Below are 24,990 nucleotides of genomic sequence, written 5' to 3' on the forward strand. Positions count from 1 at the left end.
TTTAAATTCTGTGCTATAATCTTTTTTCATAGTAGTATCCTTTATTTATTTTCTATATCAAAATATTATAACAAGGATACTGCTTTTTTTATACTAAAAAATGTCCAATATCTCACACTCCTAAACAAGATTTAATAATCCAAAAGTTGACAAACAGTTGGAAATTATATATAATATAGCAAAAAAGGAGCTTTTTTAGTTATCTAGGACAGCCCCTTAAATTAATAGCTTTTTGATTATTAAAGATATTTGGAGAAGTTTTCGGTCTAGTGCTAAAATTAGTGACAGTTCCAGTGTCTTTATATTTCTTAAGCCAAGTATAAAAAGTGGATTTATTTATTCTTTCAATCTTTAAAAATCTTTTAATATTTTTAGTTTTTAATGCTTCATCCACTATAAATAATTTAAATTCTGTGCTATAATCTTTTTTCATAGTAGTATCCTTTATTTATTTTCTATATCAAAATATTATAACAAGGATACTGCTTTTTTTATACTAAAAAATGTCCAATATCTCATACTCCTTAACACAAAAAAAATGTTCATTATCTTGTTTATTAATAAAATTATTATATAATAATATGGGAGTAAATTATGAATAGAGATGAAGTTATTATATGCAAAAATGAAAGCGATATAGTTGATGCTATTATGAGAGATGAAGATGTTATATATATAGAATCTTCTTTGGGCAAAAAAGTATCTAATATCAAAAACACAGGTAAAATAGCTTGGGGATTACTTATTGGAGGAGTTGTTGTTGCCGTAACTGCGATTATATCTTCCAAAACTTTGAGTAAAGGAAAAAGTGTATTAGTTTCATCATTAGCTACAATTCCTTCTTTGGGTGTAGCGATAGCATATATTGGTTTTCCTTCAACAATGTCTCTTTTGCAGATTATGGTAGATTCTTATAAAAAAAATGACGGCATAAGCGGTGCTAAGGATATAGTTTTAGCTTTAAGAAACAACTATTATATTGCTGAGTTTGATAGAGAAAAAATGACATTAAAAAAAGTTTCTAATACTGAAGAAGTAAAAGAAGTGAAAATATCAGAAATAAAAAGTTAATTGTTTATAGGTAATTTATCTATAGTTTCTATTTTCCATTTAGAAGATTCATATACTAATGTTATATAATAATAAGTAGGGCTTAATTTTGTGTTTCTTATAATATAGCTTCCTCTGTCATTTTGATTAGCTTCGGCTGTTATGTAATTTATTGTGGCAGAATATTCTCCGTCTTTTGATGATAGCATATTTTTAATAGAATCATTATTTTTTAGAATTATATTTTCCATTTCATTTATATTTTCTATATTAGAATTTTTTTCTATCCAGTTTATGTTTTCATTTATTATTTCATTTTTCATTTCTATATAAAAAGAAAACAAACTCTCTTTTTTAATAGTATTTATATCATCAAGACAAGATATACTAAATAAACTTATTATTATTAAAATGATTTTTTTCATTTGCTATCCTTAAATATTTATTTTTTAATTAAAAAAGTTTATAGTTAAAATATTCCATTTATCATTTAAATATATTCCAACAATTTCAATAGAGTTTTTAGAAATTTTATTGAATGAAGGATATTCTATCTGTACTATTTTTATGTCTTTATATTCTCTATATGTTATAGCCACATCATAATATCCGCCGTCTTTAGGCAAATAATTACAAAGAGCCTCCTCCTCGTCCGAAAATATCCTCTGATATATAGAAGCTCTATTTTTTATAGAGTCTATAATATCTGCAGTTGTAAGCTCATATAATACATACATCTCATTTATTTTTTCTACAGTATTTTCATCAATATTAGTAACAATATTTGATGTAAACTCCAAAGTATCTTTTGCAGATATTAATGTTGATATATACTTTTCAAACATATAAGCCCCATATTCTGAATCTGCCTTATATTCTTTTTTGCAAGATGCAAGTATAAAAATAGTCATTATAATCAACAAAAATTTTTTATTCATTTTAATATTTTCCTTTTAATTTTATTGTTGTATATTGCACTAAAAAATCTGCTATATCATAAAGCGATACTATAAAATGAACAGCATTGTTTTCTATAGCACTTTTTGGCATACCAAATATAGTACTTGTAGTTTTATTTTGTGCAATGGTAAGATTTTTATTATTGTATAAATTAATCATTCCTTCAGTGCCATCATTACCCATACCTGTCATTATTACTGCTATTGCTTGGTCTTTTAGGTTATCGTTAATTGTATTAAATAAATGATTAACTGACGGCATATAGGGTAAATCGGTTTTCAAATCTTCCCTTAATTTTATTTTGATATTGTTATTATCTAAATGTATACCCATATTATTTTCTCCGGGGCAAATATACGCAAAGCCGGATTTTATTTCTTCATTATCCTCTGCTTCTTTTACTGTAATTTGCGATACATCATTTAACCCCTTTGCTAAAGAATATGAAAAATCTTTTGGTATATGCTGTGCTATTAATATTGGAATAGGAAAGTTTTTTGGTATAGATGGAATTAAACTTCTTAATGCTTTAGGGCCTCCTGTTGATATTCCTATTGCTATGAGTTTTGGATTTTTAAAATCAGAATAGTTTATTTTTTTTATTACATCACTTACTCTATTTATATTATATGGAAAAGTATTTATTGTGTTTTTAGGTATAACAGCATTTCTAAATAAATTATTTTTTATATTTTCATTTATTTTTATTTCTTCTTTTTTTATGAATTCTTCTTTTTTAATATTTTTATTTACTATAATATTTGATATTTCATTTTCTATATATTCTTTTTTAGCACTCTTATTTATAATTTTAAATGCACCTAAATTTGTTAATCTGCTATTAAAATCATCATTTTTATCTGTAGTTGATAATATTATTATTTTAGTATTTATATTATCTTTTTTTAATTGCCTAAGAATCTCAGATGCAGTCATAAGCGGCAAATTAAATTCAATGAATGCAAAATCTGTTTTTTTATTTATTATAGTTTTGTATGCATCTATGCCATTATTTACAATGTTTACTATCTTTACAGCAGGATTTTTTAAGAGTATTTTTTTTATATTGTCAGAAATTTCTTTGGAATCTTCTGCTATTAATACATTGATAAATAATCCCATAATACACCAAAATTATTTATTATTATTATTTTTTTCATCTTCCTCTATAATTTCATTTAAAGTATTATATATTTCTGAAGTATTTTGATCGAATATACTTTGAGTGTTTTTTTCTTTTTTATTTATATCGTAAATATGTTTTTCATTGTCTGTATATTTAAAATCTTTATTATTATTATTATTTTTTACTTTAGTTTTTTTAATTTTTGTATATATTTTATCTTTTATTTTTTTGTAAATATTTTTGATAACATTACTTAATTTCATGATGAATAAAACAACTATTCCAATAAAACATAGCACAACAAACCATTCGCCAAATCTGGTATATATTGTAATATTATCATTCAAAGCCACATTAGCAATCATATAATCAGGTTTCCAAAAAGGAAGTGTTGATATTACTTTACCGCTGCTTGATATGTGTCCTGTTACTCCAGAGTTTCCATTATGTACTATATCTCTTCTGTTTTCTACTGCTCTAAATACAGACATATAAAAGTGTTGAAGTAAAGAGTTATCGCTATAAGACCAAGCATCTTCTGTAATAACTGCTATAGTTTCTGCACCATAATATGCAAACTGTCTTACAAAATCACCAAAAGCACTTTCATAACATATTATGCCAGAGAATCTATAACCATTTGGATGTTCAAATACAGATATTTTATCACCTATCTCCCATCTGCTTGCCCCTGCTTTATCAAATTGTTCATATATGAGAGCTATTATATTTTTAAATGGGAAGATATTTAAAAGAAACTTATTATTTTGAAAAGGATAAGCTTCTCCTCCCGGAACGAGTTTTATTTTTCTGTAATCGTCAACAATATTTCCTTGTTCATTTATAAATGCTATTCCATTATAGTATTTATAAGGGTTATATGCATTTTCATTTGTATTTTCTTCTATAATTGTTGTACCAAGCAAATGATGAGTCTGAGTATTTCTTATAGTATTATACAAAATGTAAGTATTAAAAATTGCAGGATATGTAGAATTTGAAACCATACCATATTGAAACATCTCTTCATAACGTGATAAATAATAGTTATATGAATCCATTGTTACAGATTCTGGGTATACTATTAAAGAAGGTTTTGACAATGCGGCATCGGTCGCTAATTTGCATATTCTCTTCACAGATACGGTGCTGTTTTGGGTATATCCGTCTGTTTTCTCTTCGCTTTGAAATTTTTCTGATTTTAATAAAAACCTCTCTGCAAGTCCTTGTATGCCAGGAGAGTTTCTTTTATAAGGCTCTCCTGTGTATATACTATTCCAAGGAATATTAGGGTCAAAAGATTTTTGTATGAGAGCCATTTTTGTTTTAGGCATAGAAACTCTTTTTGCTTCTACATAATTTACTTTTATTAAACCGTATATTAAAATAATAAAAAATACTGCTGCAGTTGCTATAGCTGGTATAAAAATCTTTTTGTCTGATATTTTTTTATTATTTTTTACACTCTCAGATTTTTCTACGTATAATATTAAATAATGAGTAATAACAGCATTAGATAAATAAATTAAAAAACTTATGCCAAGCACACCTATAGTATCAGCTATTTGTATGAATGGAATGAAGTTCCACTGAGAATATCCTATAATACCCCAAGGAAAACCTAAATATCCAACATTTCTTATATATTCCATAACAGTAAACACTGCAGGTACTATTAAAAATCTTATATTAGGAAAAGTCTTTGAAAGATAACCGCTTACTATCATAGCAGGGAAATAAAAGAGCAGAGTAAGCAAAAATAATATTGTAAATAAAGCTAAAAAAGAAACAGCAGCCTCTGTTTCTTTAAGCATAAAAGCTGCCACCCATACGAGCAAATATCCAAAAAACACTATCACAAATAAAAAAGAAGAGAGTACATAATATCTAATTTTATCAGCTTTGTATATAATAATATTTAGAGGAAATAGAGCTATAAATGCCACAGGGAAGAAATTAAGCGGAGGAAAAGCTAAAGTTAAAAGCATAGCAGCAGAAATGCTTAATATAATTATTCCATAAGTATACGAATTACTTTTACTAGTCACTTTTATAATTTCCTAATTTTTTGTATATATTATATTGTATAATGTAAAAAATATCAAAGTATTTATTAGATTTAATATTTACCATTTCAAAACAAATTCAGTATAAAGCTCTCCATCTTTAATAGATTTAGTAATCTCTAAAGAAGATTTAACGTGCGTAATAGAACCTAGTAGTAGAGAAGACCAAGCCATTAAAGATAATTCTAATATTTCAGGATTACCTGTGAAGTTTTTCATATGAGCTACTAATAGTCTTTTTCTGCTTTTAATAACTTCAATTCTAACAGGGTCATGTATCTCTTTAAATACCACCTCAGCTACATAACGTAAAATGTAATATCTAGGTACAAATAATAATATTATATTAAAGTATTTCGGTATAAGTCTATGATAATGGTATTCAGCAATATCTCTTATGCCTGCATTATCACCGTTATAAAACAAATCACATACAAGTTTATGAGGATTGTGAAAACCAGCCATAAAAGGATACCATTCTTTTGCTGATATATCATTTTTAAATATTAATGAAGAAGCAGGTTCCATAGCAGTAAGCCATTTCTGATAACCATCTTCTCCAAATTTCTCTTTTACAAAATCTTTTAATATAATTAAAGATATTCCTCTTACTCTTTGTGTTGTTGCTGCTGAAGAGGTTTTTGTATTTATATTATATTTTGATATTTCATTATCTAAATCTGTTAATATTTTATTATTATCATTTGCAAATTTATTCATTGTATTTGCATAATTAAAAAGCTCATTAGAGTTAGAATATATTTTATCAATATTTTCGTATATAGCATTTGATGTAGTTCTAAGTTTAGACATAGATTTAGAAGCACTAACAGATAAAGTATTTAAAGTATTAATATTATTTTTCATATCTCCTAATTTACTTGCCACATTAATATATTGCTTTTTAATATTTTCACTTGAACTAGATATAGTAGTAATTGAATTAACTATTTCATTAATAGCCTTTAATTGTTCAACAGAAGAGTTATGCACACTTCCCATTATTTCTGTAACTTCCTGTACATCTCTAGCCAACATATCAAATTGAGTAGTAGATTCTGTTAAATCATTACTTGTTATTATAATTTTTTCTTCTATTGTCTGTAATACTTTATTTGCATTATCAGCCTGTTCATTTGAAACTTCTGATAATTTTCTTATCTCTTCAGCAACTACAGCAAAACCAGAACTATATTTACCAGCATGTGCAGCTTCTATAGCGGCATTCATAGCAAGTAAATTTGTTTGATGGGCTATGTTTCTTATGGAGCTTACGAAATTGGATATAAAACCTAATGCATTTCTTAAATCGATTGTAGCTGTTGATGTAGCTTGCATTTTTTCTTTACTTTTCATGGAAGCTATATGCAAGTCTTTTGTTTTATTAGAAGCATTAAATATAATATTATCTATTCCTTCTATTGTTTTAGACATTTGTTCTACAGATACTGATATTTGTTCTATACTATCGCCTTCTTTTATTATTTTTTCTTGAAGGTCTTTTGTATCTATATCTATTTCATCTATGTTGTTAGAGTTAATATCTATATATTCTAAAATATTTTTATTACTGTTTTCTACTATCTCTAAATTGTTTAATTCTTCGTTAATATTAGTTTTTATGTTTTCTATAGAATCATTTATATTATCTATTATAACTGAGTTTGATGATATTTGATTAGTAAATCTATCACTTTGTTTTCTAGATATAGATATAATTTTCTTTATGCTTGCTATAGTAGATTGGAAATTACCGCTTAATATACCCATCCATCTTGCAATTTCAGATACTTCATCGCCTCCAGAAAGCTCTGGTATTTCAACAGACAAATCTTTGTTATTAATAGAGTCCTCTAATATATCAGATATTCTAGTTAATGAAGAGAATATTAGTTTTATGAAAAATCCTATTATGATGGAAGATATAACAAACACCATAATAATAGTATAAACTATAGACCTATTCATATAACTTATCTGTGAATCATAATAAGAATTAGGTATAATCATAACAACATTTAAAATATCAGATATACTTTTTATATAGACTCTATAATCTCTTCCATAAAGGTTAATATTTTCTGTTACTATTTCATCTTTAGCTAGGTTTGAATTGAATAATTGATAATAAACAGGATAAATTATATCTAGCTTACTTTTATTTAATCTATTATCTTTAGAATTAATAATAGTTAAATCATTTTTATCAATGATTAATAATTCAGATGAATCTATACCAAATATGTTTTTTATTTCGCTACTATTAGTATAATCAAAAAATAAAGCTACGTTAGCAACACCAATAGTAGTATTATTTTCAACAATAGTTTTAGATATATTAAATAATGTTCTATTAAACATAGAAGATAAAAAAGTTTTATAATGCATATCTGTAGGATAGAAAGTATTTAGATTACTCCATATTCCATTTATATCATTGGTTATAATTGTAAAATTAGTTGTTTTTGTATCAATATTATATGATTTTGGTAGCTCATTAAATGCTAAAGTATAATTTGGTATAAATAAAATACTTAATACTCTATTAATATATGGATTTGATTCATTAATATTTTCCATTAAGAAATTAGAGATATTATCGTTTAGATATGTATCAGTTCTTTTATCTGCTGTATTAAATGTTAGGGCTGATTTGTAGGATAATTTATTGACTTCTTCTTGTGATGCGTAGAATTTATTTTCAAAGTTATTAGCTATGATTTTGAAATTATTATTCATATTATCATCTATTACTTTGTAAAAAGTTTCTATATTAAGGTTGCTGCTTAAGAAATTAGAACTAATAGCAACAAAAGCCATTACAGCAAATATCATTAAAGTGATACGAAGTCTTATACTCATTTTTTAAAATGCTCCTACTATATTACTATTAATGTCGGAATAACTAAATGTATTTTTTAGCATTATACAATATTTAATTATACAATACTTAAATTAAAAAAGCGATATCCATAAATATGAATACCGCTTTATTTATTGTATTTTTAAAAAATGTTTTATACACCCATTCTATTTATTACCACATCTAGAAGCTGATCCATAACGCTTACAACCCTTGCAGAAGCATTATATCCATGCTGATACATTGCCATTTGTGCTACTTCTTCATCTAAGTTAACTCCAGAAACAGATTGTCTTAATTTTTCAAGATATTCCATAACAATAGTTTGTTTTTCGCTTTCAGAGTTTGCTGTTTCTGTTCTTGAAGCTATTTGAGAAATACTTCCTGTGTAGAAATCATTAAATGTAGATTTGCTCTCTACCATTATTTCTTTATTTTTCAAATTAGCTATAGCTAAAGCATTAGAACCATCACCAATACCGTTCCATTTATCATTAAAACCATTACCATTAGTGTCTATACCTTTTGAAGCTGCTATGTAATTAATATCATTTCTTATTATATCGTTTACACTAATTGCAGCTGCAGGGTGTTTTTCTGGTGTTACAGTAAAGTTTCTAAAATCTCCAGCTAATTGATTAACCTGATTTGTTGCCTGCCAATTATAAGCACCATTAGCTCCAGATTGATTTAATAAACCAGATATGCCAACCAAAAAATCTCCAGAATCTTCTATATGTTTAATAAAGTATGAAGGCTTAATATAATCATCAAAACCCTTAGCTTTTAATACAAGCCTATTATTATCATCTAAATAAGCTGATACATTAGCATCGCTTGAGTTTATTTTATCTATTAATTCTCCAACTTTCATCTGTGCAGTATAATCTATAGCAACATCAGCACCCTCTCTTGTTTTGCTTCCAAACACTAATGTTCCAGAGCTTCCTATACTATCATTAGGATTAACACTATTTACACCGCTTACCTTAAACATTATAGTAGAATCTTCAGTGCCGTCATTGTTTAAATCATAGTTTCCTATTACAGAAGGAGTTTGTTTATTCATAGTAAAGAAATCAATTCCAGTTTCTTGATTTAAACCAAAACCGCTTCTATGTATTTCGTTTACACTGTCAGCTAAATTCATAGCTAATGTGTCTAAATCATTTATAGCATCAACGGTATCTACATCTCTAAGTTCTAATAAAGCCTTTAATTCTCCACCCTCTAAATTAAGCTGTACATGGTCATTTTCCCAATAAACATCAAACATACCTTCATTAACAGCACTCCTCTCTAAAGTTAATTTGTTTACAACATTTCCCTGTACTAATGAACGGCTTCCTATATAAATCATTGTCTCATCAGGGTCAATAGATTTTATATCAACATTAGCTAAAGATGATAACTCATCTAATAATAAATCTCTTTTGTCTAATAAATCATTAGGGCTTTGTCCTAATGCCTCTTGTTTTACTATAGCAGTATTTAAACTTCTAATAGAGTTAGCTATATCATTAATTCTATTAACTTTGCTTTCTACAAGAGAGTTTAAATTATTTCTCATAGAATCCATTTGATTATACATCTGATTAAATGAGTTATTTATTCTATCAGCTCTCTCTACTAAAGTCATTCTTGTTCCTCTTTCGGTAGGGTTAATACTCATCTCCTGCCAAGCATCCCAGAATGCATCCAAATCATTTCTCAAATTATATTCACCGGGCTCATTGTATATAGCCTCTAATTGCTGTAAATAATTATTTTTTGTCTTCCAATATCCATCGCTTCCTAATTCTACCATTATTTTGGAATCTATAAACTGATCTCTTAATCTTTCTATTGTAGCTATTTCAGCACCTTGTCCCATTTGTCCTGCACGTTCTGCTCTGTTTAAACTAGGCTCTTCTAAAGGTTTATCAAATGTACGCATTACTACTCTTTGTCTGCTGTATCCTTTAGTGGCTACGTTATTTATGTTATGTCCTGTTACTTCTAAAGCTGTTTTGAAGTTTTGAAGGGATCTTTTACCTAATTCTATGCCAAAAAATGAGCTTGTTGACATTATTATGCTCCTTAATAAATAGTTTACTGCTAATACTTTACTTATCGTAAGTTTTTAATTTTTAATTAGTTTTTTTTATCATTATTGTAACGCAAGGTAACATAATATAGTAAATAATAATATTCCTATTTGAGATAAAATTGACTAATACTTTTAAATTTTTAAAAATTAATATATATTAGCTAAATATATTTATTGAATAAACTATGAGTAAAACTATATCTTTAATTTTTATTTTAATATATAATCTCATTTTTGATTATTTTAATTTATTAATAACGAGAGGGTTAAATTATTAATGAAAGCTTATATAAAAAATTTATCTTCATATTTGCCAGAAAATATATTAACGAATTATGATTTAGAAAAGAAATTAGACACAAATAATGATTGGATAGTAACTAGAACAGGAATAGAAGAGAGGAGAATAGCAGATAAAAATGAAAGCTCTGCAAATATGGCTATAAAAGCTGTAAAAAAATTGATAGAAAAAAAAGAAAAAATAGATGATGCTGATGCTGTAATAGTAGCTACTTCAACAAAATCATATACATTTCCTTCTACAGCTGGGCTCATACAAAAAGAATTCAGTATAAAAAACTCATGCCTTGCTTTTGATATATCAGCTGCCTGCTCTGGATATATATATGCCCTTAATACTGCAACTTCACTTGTAGAGAGCGGAGAATGTAAAAAGGTTTTAATTGTGGCAGCAGAGAAATGCAGCGATATAATAAATTGGGAAGACAGGTCTACTGCAATACTTTTTGGTGATGGAGTTAGTGCTGCATTGATTGAGGCTAGAGAAGAAGATGAGAGCGGAGTAATAATAGCTACAGATATAGGAAGCGAGCCTAATGATGAGATATTAATTGTTAAAGGCGGCGGAAGTGCTGAGCCTATCACAGAAAAAAATGTGGAAGATAAACTTAACAGCATAACTATGGAAGGAACAGAGGTTTTTAAAAAGGCTGTTACTACATTTGATGAAACTATAAGAAAAACTGTAAAAAGTGCCAATTTAGAATTAACTGATTTAAATTTAATAATTACACATCAGGCCAATACTAGAATAATGAATGCTGTTGCTAAAAAGTTGGGCTTTGATGATAGTAAGTTTTATGTGAATATACAAAAATACGGCAATACATCTGCTGCTAGTGTTGGAATAGCATTTACAGAGGCTTTTGAAAAGAATGCTATTAAAAAGGGCGATTATGTTTTACTTACTGCTTTTGGTGCTGGGCTTACTTGGGGCTCTACTTTAATAAAATTTTAAAAAGTGAATTGTTATTATGACTTTATACGAATATTTATATAATGGATTTGGGAAGGAAGAAGATTTAAATTGTGCAGAAAAGATGCTTTATGGGGCTAACACAGTTTATAATTTGGGAATAGATAAAAGTGATTTAAAACTTGCTGCTGGTTTTGGAGGCGGTATGGGCTTAGGACTTACTTGCGGAATATTAACAGGAGCAATTATGGCTTTTTCTAAAGCTTTTATTATAGAGAGAGGTCATGAAAGCACTTTTTTAAAAGAGTTAGAATTTGAGTTTGTTACTAGGTTTAAAGAATTAACCTCGCATACAGATTGTACTCCTTTGAAAGAAGAGTATAGAGACCCTATAGACGGCTGCGATTATATTATATTTGAAGCGGCAAAAATATTTGACGATATAATGCAGAGATATTACAAAAAAGATTAGAGCTTTTATTATATAGCTAAACGGATATATTTTATAAGTTTGTTTTATTCAACTTTTTCCGTCTTACACGGTGTGGACTTCGTCAAAGTTTTCGCCCTTCGGGTACGCTTCGCGAAAGTGCAAGTGTTTTAGTTTTATGGCTTTGGAATATATAAATTAAAAATAATATATATGTTTTCGTCTATGCATAAAAAGCTAGACTTCATTAAATGCAGTTCTTTTGCTTCTTTTATACCAATAAAAGAAGTAGGGGTATGGGGGCAAAGCCACCACAAATAAAAATTTATTATATTAAAAAAATTAGAGTTTTATATTTATGGATAATAATAAACAAAATGAGTTACTTAATGGTTTAAACGAAAATCAAAGAGAAGGGGTGCTTCATATAGACAGCCCTCTTCTCCTCTTGGCTGGTGCTGGAAGCGGTAAAACTTTAGTTATCACAAAAAAGATAACATACCTTATAACAGAAAAACACGTAAAGCCAGAAAATATAATGGCTGTAACTTTTACAAATAAAGCAGCTAATGAAATGAAAGCAAGAGTATGCTCTATGCTTCCAGAAATAAAACCATTTAGGCTATTTATAAGAACATTTCACTCTGCATGTTTGAGAATATTAAAAGATAATGCTCAATGTTTAAATTATAGAGAAGACTTTCTTATTTTAGACGAGGGGGATAGATTAAGTGTTATAAAAAAAATAATGAAAGAAGAAAACACTACAAAATCTATAAAGCCGAAAGATGTTTCAAGATATATATCTGCTATAAAAAATGAAATGAGATATGATATTGGTTTTGAAGAGGAGTATTATAGAAAAGTATATGATAAATACACAGAGTATGAAGTTAAAGAAAATGTGATGGACTTTGACGATTTAATACTCAACACCATAAAAGTATTTGAAAAAGAAAAAAACATACTTGAGTTTTATCAAAAGAGATTTAAATATATTTTAGTTGATGAGTTTCAAGATACAAACTTACAGCAATACAAATTAATAAAAATGCTTACCCAAAAAAATAAAAGCCAAAAACTAGATAATCAATTAACCGTTGTAGGAGATGATGATCAGAGTATATATGCCTTTAGGGGGGCAAATGTATCTAATATATTAAACTTTGAAAATGATTTTGAAGGCACTAAAATAATTCGCCTTGAAGAAAATTATAGATGCCCTAAAAATGTAGTTGAAGTGGCTTTGAATGTAATAAAAAATAATAGCCATAGACACACAAAAAATGTTTTTTCAAATAAAAAAAGCGATTATAAAATAGAAAATTGGATATGCTATACAGATTATGAAGAGGCAAAATCGGTTGCTAATGAAATTGAGTTATTGTTTGATGAAGGTTTTGAAGCAAAAGATATAGTTATTTTGTTTAGAACCAATAGCCAATCAAGAGCATACGAAAAAGAACTTATGGCTCATTCTATTAATTATAAAATAGTAGGAGGAGTTGGGTTTTATGAAAGAGCAGAGATTAAAGACAGCATTTCTTTTTTAAGACTTCTTACTGGTTTTAATGATAACTTCAGCATTAGAAGAACTATAAACACTCCAACAAGAGGAATAGGAGAAAAAACTTTTGCTCAGTTTGAAGCATTCGCAGATAAAAAAAATCTAACACTCTATGATGCAATAGATATTATAGGAGAATCTAATATTTCAAAAAAAGCTCTTAACAATATTAAAGAGTATAAAAATATATTAGAGAAATATTCAAAAAAAATAGAAGAAGACTCTAAACATATAGAGAGAGTATTTTTTGAGTTTCTAAAAGAAATAGATTATTTTTCAATTTTTAAAAGCGACGTCAATATAAGAATAGCAGCGGCAGAAGACAATATAAAAGAGCTTTTTAATGCATACTACAGCTATTTAAATTATAATTATGAAAACCCAGAAAGCAGTTTAAATATAAGAGGATTTTTAGAAGAAACAACACTATATAAAGACAATAGCAACGAAGATAAAGAAGATGCAATCACTCTTATGACAGTACACAATGCCAAAGGATTAGAGTTTGAAGTGGTGTTTATTACGGGGCTTGAACATGGAGTATTTCCTCATTATTTTTCACTTGAAGAAGAAAACGGCATAGAAGAAGAAAGAAGACTTTTTTATGTGGCAATTACAAGAGCAAAACAAAAACTTTATCTCACATACGCTAAAAGAAGAAGAATAAGCTCAGGCACTATGGAACAAGCTCCTTCATCATTTTTAATGGAGATACCAAAATCTTTATTATATATAAAAGAAAAAGCTAATAGCTATTATATAGAAATAGATGAGGATGCATTCGATTATTAATGATGATGATTTTCCTCATCATGGTGATGACATTTTTCGTCATAGCAACAGTTTTCATCATTATGATAACAATCTTCACTATGATTATGCTCTTCATGATGATGATTATAGTCCTCTTTTCTTTTTATGTTATCTCTATAAATAGGCTGAAATATTTCTCTAAGAAAAACTATATTTAAATCTTTTCCTATAAGTACTATTTCAGATTTATTAATTAGCTTGAGAAGTTATAGTATCAACATCTGTTTTTGACCATATACTATTTAACTTATCTTGTATTATAGCAGCAGAAACTATGCCTAAACCTAAAAATGAAAGTATAAGAAGTAAAACTGAAGTATCTTCTGTATTATCCATACTTACCTTTGAAGTCATATCTTTATATATTATTTTAGAATATCTATAAAACCAATATAATTGATAGAATGGTATGAACAAACATAATATTAATTCTAATGTTGGATTTATTTCTGAATTATCCATAAAATTTTTGGGGCTGTCCTATATAACTGAAATTTGTTAAAATTTAAGTATGAAACGCAGTAAATTAAGTCAAGAAAAACAATTAAAATTAATAGAACATTTTGCAGCAGGAACTACAGCAAGGACTGCCTCTGCTCTTATTGGAATTAATCGTAAAACAGCAATATTATATTATCATCATTTACGAGAATTAATATTTGAATATGAGAAAGAAAAAGAAGAAGAAGTTTTTAATGTAGAAATAGAAGCAGATGAGAGTTATTTTGGCGGCAAAAGAAAAGGAAAAAGAGGGAGAGGAGCTTGCATATAAAATACCAGTGTTTGGTTTATTAAAAAGAGGCGGAAAAGTATATGTAAAAATGATAAATAATACTAAAATAAGCACTTTAATGCCTATTATTAGGCAAAAAGTACAGCCAGATAGTATAGTTTATTCAGATTATTATCATAGTTATGATGTATTAGATGTATCAGAATTTAAGCACTTTAGAATTAATCATAGTGAAAAGTTTGCTGAAGAAAAGAACCATATTAATGGTATAGAGAATTTTTGGAATCAAGCAAAAAGACATCTTCGTAAATTTAATGGAATACCAAAAGCACATTTTCACTTATTTATTAAAGAATGTCAATTTAGATTTAATAATCCAAAAGTTGACAAACAGTTGGAAATTATATATAATTTAGCAAAAAAGGAGCTTTTTTAGTTATCTAGGACAGCCCCAAATTTTTTATTAATTCTGTTGTTTTGTATAACCAATATAAATAATATATTCCGCATGTTACAAAGCTTAATATCACTAACATTGGCACTGATTTAATATTTTCATTTTTCATAAAACTACTCCTAATAAATTAATTTTAGACCATCATAATAAATTTTTGAAAAAAGTCAATTATGATACTATGATTACATAAAATATGCTTTACATTATAAAATATATTTTTACTGTTTAGGAGTGTGAGATATTGGACATTTTTTAGTATAAAAAAAGCAGTATCCTTGTTATAATATTTTGAACATAAAACAAATAAAAAGGATGCTACTATGAAAAAAGATTATAGCACAGAATTTAAATTATTTATAGTGGATGAAGCATTAGAAACTAAAAATATTAAAAGATTTTTAAAGATAGAAAAAATACCCAAATCTACTTTTTATGCTTGGCTTAAAAAATATAAAGAAACTGGAACTGTCGCCAATTTTAGCACTAGACCAAAAACTTCCCCAAATATCTTTAATAACCAAAAAGCTATTAATTTAATTATTAAACTCTATACTAAAGAATATCGAGGTAAGCATTATATTAAAGCATATTTAAATCGTGAAGGCATTAAGATAGGGGTTACAGCTATAGAGAATGTACTAAAAAGAAATAATCTTTGGAGATATAAAACAAAAAAGAAAAAGAAGCGATATGATAAGCGTAAATTTGTCTCTAAAATACAAAAAGAAGGCAAAATAGTTCAAATAGACACTAAATATATCAAATTAGGCAGAAAAACAGTCTATCAGTTCACTGCTGTCGATTTAGCTACTCGCTATAGTTGGAGGCAAATCTATGAGGATAAAACACCTTATAGTGCTTTATCTTTCTTAAAATATGTCTTAAAAACTTCACCTTTTAAGATACAGGCTATACAAACGGACAATGGTATGGAATATACTTATCGCTGTATTAATACTTCTAAAATAAATATTTTTGATGAATACTGCTTAAAAAATAAATTAGAGAGAAGATATATTCCTATAGCAACACCGAGATACAATGGCGTAGTAGAAAGAGTACACGGCATAGACGAAAAAGAATTCTATTCACGATTAAATAAAAATATCACAGTAGAATTATTGAGAGAAAAATTAAAAGAATATACACATTTTTATAACAATCAAAGATTGATTTCTTCGTTAGGGTATATTACAATCAAAGAAAGAATCAAAAATATTATAGCAAGTAAAAGTACAATATCTATGGCTCCATGACATAAAATATATTTTTACATTGTTGAATAATAAGCGATTTTATTATATAATAATTGATTATAATTGTAATATTTTAGGATTTGAAATATTATAAAAATTAAATAACTATTTGCACTTTTTGGTACTTTTTGCGGCGGGAAAAAGTACAAAAGAAATTCATTGCCGCATATAATCCAAAATAAAATATATCTGAAACTATTTAAAATTATATAAGAGGAAATAATTCAATGGCTAAACTTTCGCATCTTGAAAAAGAGTATATTAAAGCTAATTACAAAAATAAAAGCATTGATGAGCTTACAAAAAAATTAGAAAAAGACAGAGAGTTAATAGAAGAATATATTAATAATCTGCAAAACAACAAAAAAAATAATACTAACAAAAAAGAAAAAGCTAATAAAGAAAAAGGCGAAAACATACTTTCTAAATTATTCTCAAAGTCTTCTGACAGCGAACCAATATTTAAAAAGTATAAAATAAAACCATATCACCTTTCAAAGATAGATATAATATTTTCTAGTGCAGCATTTTTGTTTACATTTTTACTTTATTTGTTTACATTAACTCCTTCACTTTCGGCAGGTGATAATGGAGAGCTTACAACAGCAGCATACTTCTTGGGAGTAGGGCATGCTCCGGGCTATCCTTTTTATACTTTAATGTCTAAGCTATTTACTTACATTCCATTTGGAAACATTGCTTGGAGAACAAATCTATTTTCTGGAACATGCGGTGCTATTGCTATGATTTTCTTCTATCTCATTATGGTTAAAGTATTAGGACAAAACAGAATTGAGAGAGGTTTTTCTCCTGTAGTGCATATACCTGCACTTTTGGCAAGTGTTGCTTTTGCTATATCTGATAATATGTGGGCACAGGCTACTATGGCAGAAGTTTACAGCTTAAACATTCTTCAAATAGCTTCTATGCTTTTAATACTTATTTATTGGTTTGAGGCAGTGTGGCAGCATGCTGATGATGATGTGCCTTACTATGGAAATAAATATTTAATGGCTTTTGGTTTTCTTTATGGGGTGGCACTTGCTAATCACCATGTTACTTTGCCTTTTGCTTTTGCCCCTCTTTTGTTTATAGCTATTGTATTATTCTTGGTTCATAAAGATAGATACATAGAAAACATTGAAACTCCTTTTATATCTATATTTGTATTTTTAATATTACTTTTTATAGGAGGTTTTGGATACTATAGATTTATTATTAATTATGAGGCTTATTTATATTTCCCTCCGGGTGTAGCTTCTGATGATTCTATATTTTCTATATTGTTTAAACCTTTCACAGATATGAACATTTTAAGCGATATATTTACAGCACTTGCTAATGGTTCTTATTTAAGACCTGATATGATACAAAACTTAAAAGCTCCTTTCTATCCAACTCTTTATAAAGGAATGTTCTTAGTATTTTGGCCTTTATTTTTAGTTGTTGTTTGGGTGTTGGTTTATAGATATTTCTTGTGTAAGATAGATAAGTTTAATAATGATAATGATTTTATCACAGGTATATCATTTTCTTATTATAAAATGCTTTTAATGCTTGCTTTAGGCGTTATGATATATGCATATATGCCTATAAGAGCAAGGGCTTTGCCTCCTCTAAACTGGGGACAGTTGAATGAGCCATCTGGCTGGGAGAATTTAAGCTATTTATTTAGTATGATACACAGAAAACAGTACGGTGCTTCTGGTAACGATATTGCAGCAGCATTCATTCTTCACCCAGAGCAAGTATCTGCTTTAATTAATATATTTAAAACTCAATTAACTGTTTTAGGATTATTATTCTTAATACCTGGATTATTTCAAATATTTAAGAAAAATAAGTTTATAGGAATATTTTCAGTATTTGGACTATTAAGTTTTGGTGTATCTTTAATGGCATATACTAATCCGCCTCCGAGTGTAAGAACTTTATCATTTGTAGAGGTATTTTTCTTGCCTGCTACTTTATATATGATTGTAATAGTTGGCTTTGGTATACAGTGGTATATGGAATATTTTAATACTAATATAAAAAATGTATTAAAGAAACCTTCTGAAGAGATTACAGATACAAAATTAAAGCCATATCATGCAATATCACTTGTGGCAATATTTGCAATAATGATACCTATATTTGTAATGAATTTAAGCCGCAACAATAACTCAAAAGATTTTAGTAACCATGACTATTCATACAATATGATGAACTCTCTTCCAGACAATGCTATATTTGCAACAGAGGGCGGAGATAACCAAGTATTCGGACTTGTTTACTACACTATGGTTGAAAGAAGAAGACCAGATTTAAAAATATATGACCAGAAGGGTAATGTATTTGAAAGAATATACGGTAACCTTATGAAAACAGACGGCAGATGGCTTGGAAGCATAAGCGATGCTGTAGACAAGGATTTTATAGATAGCGGCAGACCTTATTATATGGCTTGGAGAAGAGATGGTCTTGAAAGGCTTGGAGATTATTACTTTAAGGCTTATGGACTTGTATTTAAAGTTCAGCCTATAAAATATGCTTTGGTTGATGAATTAGAGTTTTTCAAGGTGCTTACTGTTAATGATTATAAAGCAATAGCAAAAGAGCATTTAAAAAGAAATTATGAGAATGAAAAAGTTGCTTCAGATTTGAATGCTTTGCTTGATGAGGGTTTAATATCAGTAGAGAGAAAAAATAACTATAATGGCAATGAAGAGATAACTTTTGTAAAAATGTATGAGCTTCCTTTCCCAGAGTTAAAAACAGAAGAAGATTATTGGAATAGCTACACTATGAAAGGAACTGCTGAAGAGATTTCTCATTATGACTTTTTAACTAGAGAAATTTTTGTAAGTTCTTATTCGCTTGCCAAAATAGACATGTATAACAGAAAAATAAAAACATATCAAAAATTGCTTGGCTTTATGGGTAATGGGGACATTGCTAAAAATGGTATTACAAGAGAAGAGGCTAATGCAAAAATAGAAGAGTATAAAAATCTTAAAAGGCAAGAAGAAGATAGAATGCTTACTATAGGTTTTGATATGTCTAATGTTTACTTTGCTATAGGCAATCAAGCTATATTAGATGAGGATTATGAGAGAGCTGCTGTGATGTATGAAGAGCTTATAAAGCTTGAAAAACTTATTTATCCTGCTTATTTCAATTTGGCTGCTTCTTATGAATATTTAGCTCGCTCTAAAGATACTCCTTATGAGAAAGAGGCTGAATATTTAAATAAAGCTAAAGATGTAATGGCAAGAGCAGAGAAAACTTTCCATAGAGGTAAAGATATGGGAGATGCTGTAAGAAATCAAAACACTACTTATCAGCAGATAATGCAGTTTAATAATAGGTTAGACTTACAGATTAGAACTACAAGACAGCAGGCAGATGCTCTAAAACAGCAAGCTATAGCAGAAAACACTTTTGATAGTTATAGTGCTTATGCTAATTATATTTATCAAAACAGACAAGATTTAGATGAAACTATTTGGGCTAAAAATGAAGCTAAAAAAAGAGCAGTTAATAATACTCAATTAGTAAATGTTAATAAAGAGCTTGCTATACTTTATGCTAATATTGGTGATGTTAATACTGGTATCAATATATTAAATGATACTTTAAATCTTCCTAATATCACAGTAGATGATAGAAGGGGTGTAGATTTTGATTTAGCTAGCATTTATCTTAATCAAAATAGATATAATGAAGCTGTAAATATATATTCAAAATATACTAATGATTTAACGCAAGACGGTGCTTTTGCTTTGTATGCTATAGGGCATATATATATAGAGCAGAATATGATTGTTGAGGCACTTAATATTTATAATGATTTTAAGCTAAGAATGTCTCCTCTTGCTAAGGATAATCAGGTTATAGCTAATTTGGATAAAGATGTTGAAAGCAGAAGGGTACAGATAATGCAGTATTTAGGTACTGTTGGGGCTCCTAATCAATAATAAAAAAGTATAATTAAAAAACAAGAACATACCGAAATAATATAAGAGATATGTGCAAATGGGAAAAATAATATGAAAAAAAGCATTTTAATTATATGCTTATTATTTATGATAAGCTGTAATAATCAAAGTAAAACAGGAATAACTGTTAATGATAATAAAGAAAATATAATTAAAAATAAAGGTATATGGGGTAGTAACATTGGGGGAATGAAAAAAATAAGCGGCAATAAAGAAATGCCTGAAGATATAACATACTATGCAGAAATAGATGAATACGGAAATATAACTGATATGCTTACAGGAAAGACTATAAATAATATATACAGCTACGAAGAAAATGATTTTGAATTTGCTTCCAAAAAACAGTTAGAATATGATATTGTTATGTCTGTAAAAACAAAAGCAGTCTTTGATAATAGAAATTCAGCATCAGCTTCTTTTGAATGGTGCTTCAAAAATAAAAAAAATAATTCAGTAATTATGCAGGCTGTATATGAAGGAGTTATTACAAAATTGAAATAGCTTAATATAAAAAATCATTCTGAATTATTATGCTTATAATCAAATTAATAATAAATATTTTAATGGTGCAGATATACAGTTTAAAAACTAGTATAGCAGAGTTTTATTAGTTTTTTCCTGCTCATCTTTGATAAAATCTTATAATAATATCATTATATGTTAATTTTGATATGCCTTATTTACAAATAAAAGACGGCTTACAAGGCTTAGGTGCCGGCTATAAATATTCTGGTAAATTAGGTGCTGCGGGCTCCTCAATAAAAAAGCATGATAAAATTATTAAGGCTTGCTATTATTATAATAGTTATAATAGTGAGCCTTGATTATTATAATTTTCTAAAGTGTTTTTTATTATGTTTTTAGGCGAAGAAAATAACCCTAAAAAACCGCCTTTCAAATTAATATTTACTGCAATATTTTGTTTCATTTTTTACTCCTTAAATAAAATAATAAAAAAGTTATAAATAGTTTTCTCATAATCATTTTTTTAATTCTTTATATTTGTTTATAACAACTTGTAAAGCCTGTAATTCAAATTCGCCTATATCTCTGTCTGCATAATACTTGTCGCCATAAAATCTTAATTTGGAATTTGTAGACAAGCTATAGTCTTCTAAATATTCTAATAAGTCAGCATCTACTTGTATGTCTATAGCCTCATATATTCCGCCGCTAACAACTTTACTTGTTTTTTGTGAATAATTAAATTTAATTACTTTTCTTATACCATTATGTAATAAAATTAATTGTTCAAAAAATATCCAATCGCTGCTTTTATATTGAGCTACAAGTCTCAGCCAATATTCTTCATTTTGATGCCCAATATAAGCATAAATAATAGGGTATCCTTCATAGTTATCAAAATTAGGTTCTATCCAAGTAACATCTTGAAATTCATCGTATGTTGTAGTTAATTCAATTTTAGTTTCATTAGCTATCAATGTATTAACAAATAACAAAATTAAAATAAATAGTTTTTTCATAGATAACTCCTAATAATATATTTAATAATAAACATAATGTTTTATTTTAAACAAAAAGATATTGAATAAGTATTGATAAAATATAGATATTTAGTTGTGTTGTGTTGTGTTGTGTTGTGTTGTGTTGTGTTGTGTTGTGTTGTCATAACTTCTAACTAATTATTTTTATTATAGGTGATAGTATAATATATTTATATTAATTTTTCAACTCATTATTATAAAAAACTCGAAGTAAAAAAAGCATCCCCCTATAAAAAGAGGATGCCGTCTATCTTATTCTAATATTTTATTTTTTATTTAATTTAATTGTATATACGTCAACGTTTACTGTTACAGTATTGCCGTCTGAAGAGAATTTTAATTTAATTTTCTGTTCAGGAGAGGCAGGATCTTTTAAAGTATAATCTGTGCCTGTGCCTTCTACTTCAAGATATGCCTCATCAGGCACATTAGGAGTATCTTGAGTGCTATTTTCGTATGATGCTACTTTACTATTTTTTATTAACACAAAATAATAGATATTAATTCCGCTTCCATTATCAATCGCATCGCTTATATAAGTATTGCCGTTAAACTGTTCTATACCTTTGGAACTGTCTACTGAACCTGTTTTATCAGCATTCTGACAGCTTACAGCAAAAGCAAAAAATAAAATAAATAAAATAGATAATAGTTTTTTGTTCATATTAGAACTCCTTAAAACGATTTTTTATAATAAACAAGATTGTTTATATGCTTTGAAATATAAAATAAAGATTATTAGAATTGTATGTATGTATGTATGTATGTATGTATGTATGTATGTATGTATGTATGTATCATTTTTAAGCTCGGCACTTATTATTGATGTCTGTATTATAGCAGATTTATTTTATTTGTCAATATACGCAACTATACGCAAATATACTGTTTAGGAGTATGAGATATTGGACATTTTTTAGTATAAAAAAAGCAGTATCCTTGTTATAATATTTTGAACATAAAACAAATAAAAAGGATGCTACTATGAAAAAAGATTATAGCACAGAATTTAAATTATTTATAGTGCAGGAAGCATTAAAAACTAAAAATATTAAAAGATTTTTAAAGAGACAAGAAATATCTAAATCCACTTTTGAGCCGCTATATTTAGATGATGAAGTTCCTTTTAATAATAATGTTATTATTTTTTGAAGTACTTCTTCTTTATCAAAATTTGCTGCATTAGTTTGTTTATTATTATCTATTATTTCTCTTTTTGCTTGTATATTTTTATCGGCATTAGCAAAAATTGTTATTGCAGTAGGAGGTATAGTACAAGATAAGAAGAGATATAGTAGAAGAACTAATACATCTTTTTTGCTGTCATCTTTTTTCTTTTTCATTTAAGCAATCTTTATTAATATTGTTTTGTTATTATAATTTATCAATTTCAATATATAGGCACTTTTTGTCAATCTAAATATATGTTTATAGAATTCTTAATGCACGGGTAAAATATTTATAAACTTAAATAAATTTAGGGTGGGTGCTAAAATAACAGTATTAAATTAATAAAAAAAATAATATAAAAATAACTGATAAATATAAAAAGCCTAAAGGGTGGGCATATGTAATTTAAGTTTTAAAACTTTATTTACATACCCCGCCCTCTATTTTTATAGCCTATTTTGTAATTAAAATTTTATTTTCTATTTCATTTAATTAGAATTTTTAGCACCGCCCAAGCTTTAATTAAATTAAAAATTATTATTATTAGTTTTATCATAAATAATATTGAGTTTAGACTGCAATGTAACAATAGAATATATATATCCAAAAGGAACTAAAAAAAATAATGACAAAACAAAAGCATTCTCTCCATAACTATCAATATCAGCTTTTTTATACATATCATTAAAAACAATATTGCCATATTTATAAAACCAATATATGTCAAATAATCCGCAAGTTATTATTGATAATATGCAAGCTAATGTTGGAGAGATATATTCATTTTCCATATAGCTATTAATATCTTTTGTTGTAACGGTAATCCAATAAATCACATAAACCCTGCAAGTAATTAATGATAATAAAGCAATATTTAATAATGGTTTCTTTTCTATTTTCATAAATAAAGATTTTTTTATTTTAAGTTTAAATAAAAAATCATATAAGTCAATAATTAATTTTATATTTAAAAAGTTATATTTTGTCAAAAATAATGACTATGATTTGGCACTAATATTTGCACTTTTTGGTTATTTGACGAAATCCGCAGAGCGTAAGTTACGGGAAGAAAGAACAATATTATTTTAGTTTTACATATTCCATATATACAAAGCTAAAACACTTGCACTTTCGCGAAGCGTACCCGTAGGGTAAAAACTTTTTGCTGCGGGAAAAAGTTGAATAAAAAAACTTATTATATATTTGAAAACTTTAAGTTTATCAATTTTTGTTTTTATATTTTGGGGACTAGTCCCCAAACCCCTACTTCTTTTGCCGCCGCAAAGAAGCAAAAAGGCTGCATTTTTATTATAAATTTTATAATTTATTAATTGTACATTAAAATGCATTCCCCCGCACGACTAAGAAGTTATAATTAAAGCATAGCATTACCGTGCGGCAAGGTGGTACAGCTCGTACGCGGGAAAAAGTTGATAGAAAATAACTAACTTAAGAACTATAGACTTGTTTCAAAAGTACTTGACAAATCAATTTATAGTTTCAAAGAAGTAAGAATTATGTTAATATATTCGTAAAAAAGGATTTTATAAAAATGATTGATTGTCAAAGTGTGATTGGCTTAAAAAAACATATTTATTTCTTTTAGAAGAATTAAGAAAAGTATATAAAGGTTTTAATAATGGCAGACCAAGAAAACTTTCTTTGGAAACTATGCTTTTTATCACTTTTATATATTTTAAACAATA

The 24,990-nt window shown here is 27.3% G+C and carries 21 protein-coding genes and 3 pseudogenes; 9 read left to right on the forward strand and 15 right to left on the reverse strand.

Annotation, left to right across the window (positions count from 1 at the left end; all coding sequences use genetic code 11):
- Nucleotides 1–199: 199 nt before the first annotated feature.
- Nucleotides 200–433, reverse strand: coding sequence for a helix-turn-helix domain-containing protein (locus EPJ72_RS05735; RefSeq protein ID WP_147731251.1), 234 nt, complete (start codon nt 431–433; stop codon nt 200–202).
- Nucleotides 434–594: 161 nt separating this feature from the next.
- Here EPJ72_RS05735 and EPJ72_RS05740 point away from each other — a divergent pair, with 161 nt between their 5' ends.
- Nucleotides 595–1,071, forward strand: a complete 477-nt coding sequence (locus tag EPJ72_RS05740; RefSeq protein WP_147731252.1) for a hypothetical protein — start codon at nt 595–597, stop codon at nt 1,069–1,071.
- Here EPJ72_RS05740 and EPJ72_RS05745 read toward each other — a convergent pair.
- The 6 genes from EPJ72_RS05745 to flgK all read right to left on the reverse strand — a co-directional run bounded on the left by EPJ72_RS05745 (nt 1,068) and on the right by flgK (nt 10,133).
- Entirely contained in the window at nt 1,068–1,475 is a 408-nt protein-coding gene (locus EPJ72_RS05745) for a hypothetical protein (protein ID WP_147731253.1), read from the reverse strand. The genes EPJ72_RS05740 and EPJ72_RS05745 overlap by 4 nt on opposite strands.
- Nucleotides 1,476–1,499: 24 nt before the next feature.
- Nucleotides 1,500–1,988, reverse strand: coding sequence for a hypothetical protein (locus EPJ72_RS05750; protein WP_147731254.1), 489 nt, complete (start codon nt 1,986–1,988; stop codon nt 1,500–1,502).
- 1 nt (nt 1,989) lies between these two features.
- Entirely contained in the window at nt 1,990–3,132 is a 1,143-nt protein-coding gene (locus tag EPJ72_RS05755) for a chemotaxis protein CheB (RefSeq protein ID WP_147731255.1), read from the reverse strand.
- 12 nt (nt 3,133–3,144) lie between these two features.
- Nucleotides 3,145–5,190, reverse strand: a complete 2,046-nt coding sequence (gene lnt / locus EPJ72_RS05760) for an apolipoprotein N-acyltransferase (RefSeq protein WP_147731256.1) — start codon at nt 5,188–5,190, stop codon at nt 3,145–3,147.
- A gap of 72 nt (nt 5,191–5,262) precedes the next feature.
- Nucleotides 5,263–8,064, reverse strand: a complete 2,802-nt coding sequence (locus EPJ72_RS05765; protein ID WP_147731257.1) for a methyl-accepting chemotaxis protein — start codon at nt 8,062–8,064, stop codon at nt 5,263–5,265.
- A gap of 155 nt (nt 8,065–8,219) precedes the next feature.
- Nucleotides 8,220–10,133, reverse strand: coding sequence for a flagellar hook-associated protein FlgK (gene flgK / locus EPJ72_RS05770; RefSeq protein ID WP_147731258.1), 1,914 nt, complete (start codon nt 10,131–10,133; stop codon nt 8,220–8,222).
- A 298-nt stretch (nt 10,134–10,431) separates the two neighbouring features.
- On the opposite strand from flgK, the gene EPJ72_RS05775 reads away from it, so the two are divergent.
- The 4 genes from EPJ72_RS05775 (at nt 10,432) to EPJ72_RS13005 (ending at nt 14,304) form a co-directional block, all read left to right on the forward strand.
- Nucleotides 10,432–11,412 carry a beta-ketoacyl-ACP synthase III gene (locus EPJ72_RS05775; RefSeq protein WP_147731259.1) on the forward strand — a complete coding sequence of 327 codons (981 nt, stop codon included), beginning with the start codon at nt 10,432–10,434 and terminating at the stop codon, nt 11,410–11,412.
- Nucleotides 11,413–11,428: 16 nt separating this feature from the next.
- Complete coding sequence (locus EPJ72_RS05780; RefSeq protein ID WP_147731260.1) at nt 11,429–11,842, forward strand: C-GCAxxG-C-C family protein; 414 nt, start codon at nt 11,429–11,431, stop codon at nt 11,840–11,842.
- 316 nt (nt 11,843–12,158) lie between these two features.
- Nucleotides 12,159–14,159: an ATP-dependent helicase gene (locus tag EPJ72_RS05785; RefSeq protein ID WP_147731261.1), complete on the forward strand. Its 2,001-nt coding sequence runs from the start codon at nt 12,159–12,161 to the stop codon at nt 14,157–14,159.
- Nucleotides 14,137–14,304, forward strand: coding sequence for a hypothetical protein (locus EPJ72_RS13005; RefSeq protein WP_158636885.1), 168 nt, complete (start codon nt 14,137–14,139; stop codon nt 14,302–14,304). The genes EPJ72_RS05785 and EPJ72_RS13005 overlap by 23 nt, the downstream gene beginning before the upstream one ends.
- 65 nt (nt 14,305–14,369) lie before the next feature.
- Here EPJ72_RS13005 and EPJ72_RS05795 read toward each other — a convergent pair whose 3' ends face one another.
- Nucleotides 14,370–14,642 (reverse strand): hypothetical protein, encoded by a 273-nt coding sequence (locus EPJ72_RS05795; protein ID WP_242004938.1) that lies wholly within the window; start codon nt 14,640–14,642, stop codon nt 14,370–14,372.
- A 49-nt stretch (nt 14,643–14,691) separates the two neighbouring features.
- On the opposite strand from EPJ72_RS05795, the pseudogene EPJ72_RS05800 reads away from it, so the two are divergent.
- Nucleotides 14,692–15,349, forward strand: a pseudogene (locus tag EPJ72_RS05800) (IS1595 family transposase).
- Between the two features lie 19 nt (nt 15,350–15,368).
- Here the strand turns inward: EPJ72_RS05800 and EPJ72_RS05805 are convergent.
- Nucleotides 15,369–15,479: pseudogene (locus EPJ72_RS05805) on the reverse strand (DUF4234 domain-containing protein); the annotation flags it as partial.
- A gap of 211 nt (nt 15,480–15,690) precedes the next feature.
- Between EPJ72_RS05805 and EPJ72_RS05810 the strand changes: the two are divergent.
- The 3 genes from EPJ72_RS05810 to EPJ72_RS05820 all read left to right on the forward strand — a co-directional run bounded on the left by EPJ72_RS05810 (nt 15,691) and on the right by EPJ72_RS05820 (nt 21,110).
- Complete coding sequence (locus EPJ72_RS05810; RefSeq protein ID WP_158636886.1) at nt 15,691–16,626, forward strand: integrase core domain-containing protein; 936 nt, start codon at nt 15,691–15,693, stop codon at nt 16,624–16,626.
- 227 nt (nt 16,627–16,853) lie between these two features.
- Nucleotides 16,854–20,585 carry a glycosyltransferase family 117 protein gene (locus tag EPJ72_RS05815; RefSeq protein WP_147731262.1) on the forward strand — a complete coding sequence of 1,244 codons (3,732 nt, stop codon included), beginning with the start codon at nt 16,854–16,856 and terminating at the stop codon, nt 20,583–20,585.
- Between the two features lie 72 nt (nt 20,586–20,657).
- Complete coding sequence (locus EPJ72_RS05820; protein WP_014932322.1) at nt 20,658–21,110, forward strand: hypothetical protein; 453 nt, start codon at nt 20,658–20,660, stop codon at nt 21,108–21,110.
- A 304-nt stretch (nt 21,111–21,414) separates the two neighbouring features.
- On the opposite strand, the gene EPJ72_RS13630 is transcribed toward EPJ72_RS05820, so the two are convergent.
- From EPJ72_RS13630 to EPJ72_RS05845, 6 genes and pseudogenes are all read right to left on the reverse strand, one after another.
- Complete coding sequence (locus EPJ72_RS13630; RefSeq protein ID WP_277871914.1) at nt 21,415–21,537, reverse strand: hypothetical protein; 123 nt, start codon at nt 21,535–21,537, stop codon at nt 21,415–21,417.
- Between the two features lie 52 nt (nt 21,538–21,589).
- Nucleotides 21,590–22,093, reverse strand: a complete 504-nt coding sequence (locus tag EPJ72_RS05825; RefSeq protein ID WP_147731263.1) for a hypothetical protein — start codon at nt 22,091–22,093, stop codon at nt 21,590–21,592.
- A 286-nt stretch (nt 22,094–22,379) separates the two neighbouring features.
- Nucleotides 22,380–22,778 (reverse strand): hypothetical protein, encoded by a 399-nt coding sequence (locus EPJ72_RS05830; protein WP_147731264.1) that lies wholly within the window; start codon nt 22,776–22,778, stop codon nt 22,380–22,382.
- 412 nt (nt 22,779–23,190) lie between these two features.
- Nucleotides 23,191–23,457 (reverse strand): annotated as a pseudogene (locus EPJ72_RS05835) (hypothetical protein); the annotation flags it as partial.
- A 354-nt stretch (nt 23,458–23,811) separates the two neighbouring features.
- Complete coding sequence (locus EPJ72_RS05840) at nt 23,812–24,186, reverse strand: DUF4234 domain-containing protein (protein ID WP_147731265.1); 375 nt, start codon at nt 24,184–24,186, stop codon at nt 23,812–23,814.
- A 189-nt stretch (nt 24,187–24,375) separates the two neighbouring features.
- Nucleotides 24,376–24,633: a hypothetical protein gene (locus tag EPJ72_RS05845; RefSeq protein WP_147731266.1), complete on the reverse strand. Its 258-nt coding sequence runs from the start codon at nt 24,631–24,633 to the stop codon at nt 24,376–24,378.
- Nucleotides 24,634–24,990: the final 357 nt, after the last annotated feature.

This window comes from Brachyspira pilosicoli, assembly GCF_008016535.1.
GTDB classification, from domain to species: domain Bacteria; phylum Spirochaetota; class Brachyspiria; order Brachyspirales; family Brachyspiraceae; genus Brachyspira; species Brachyspira pilosicoli_A.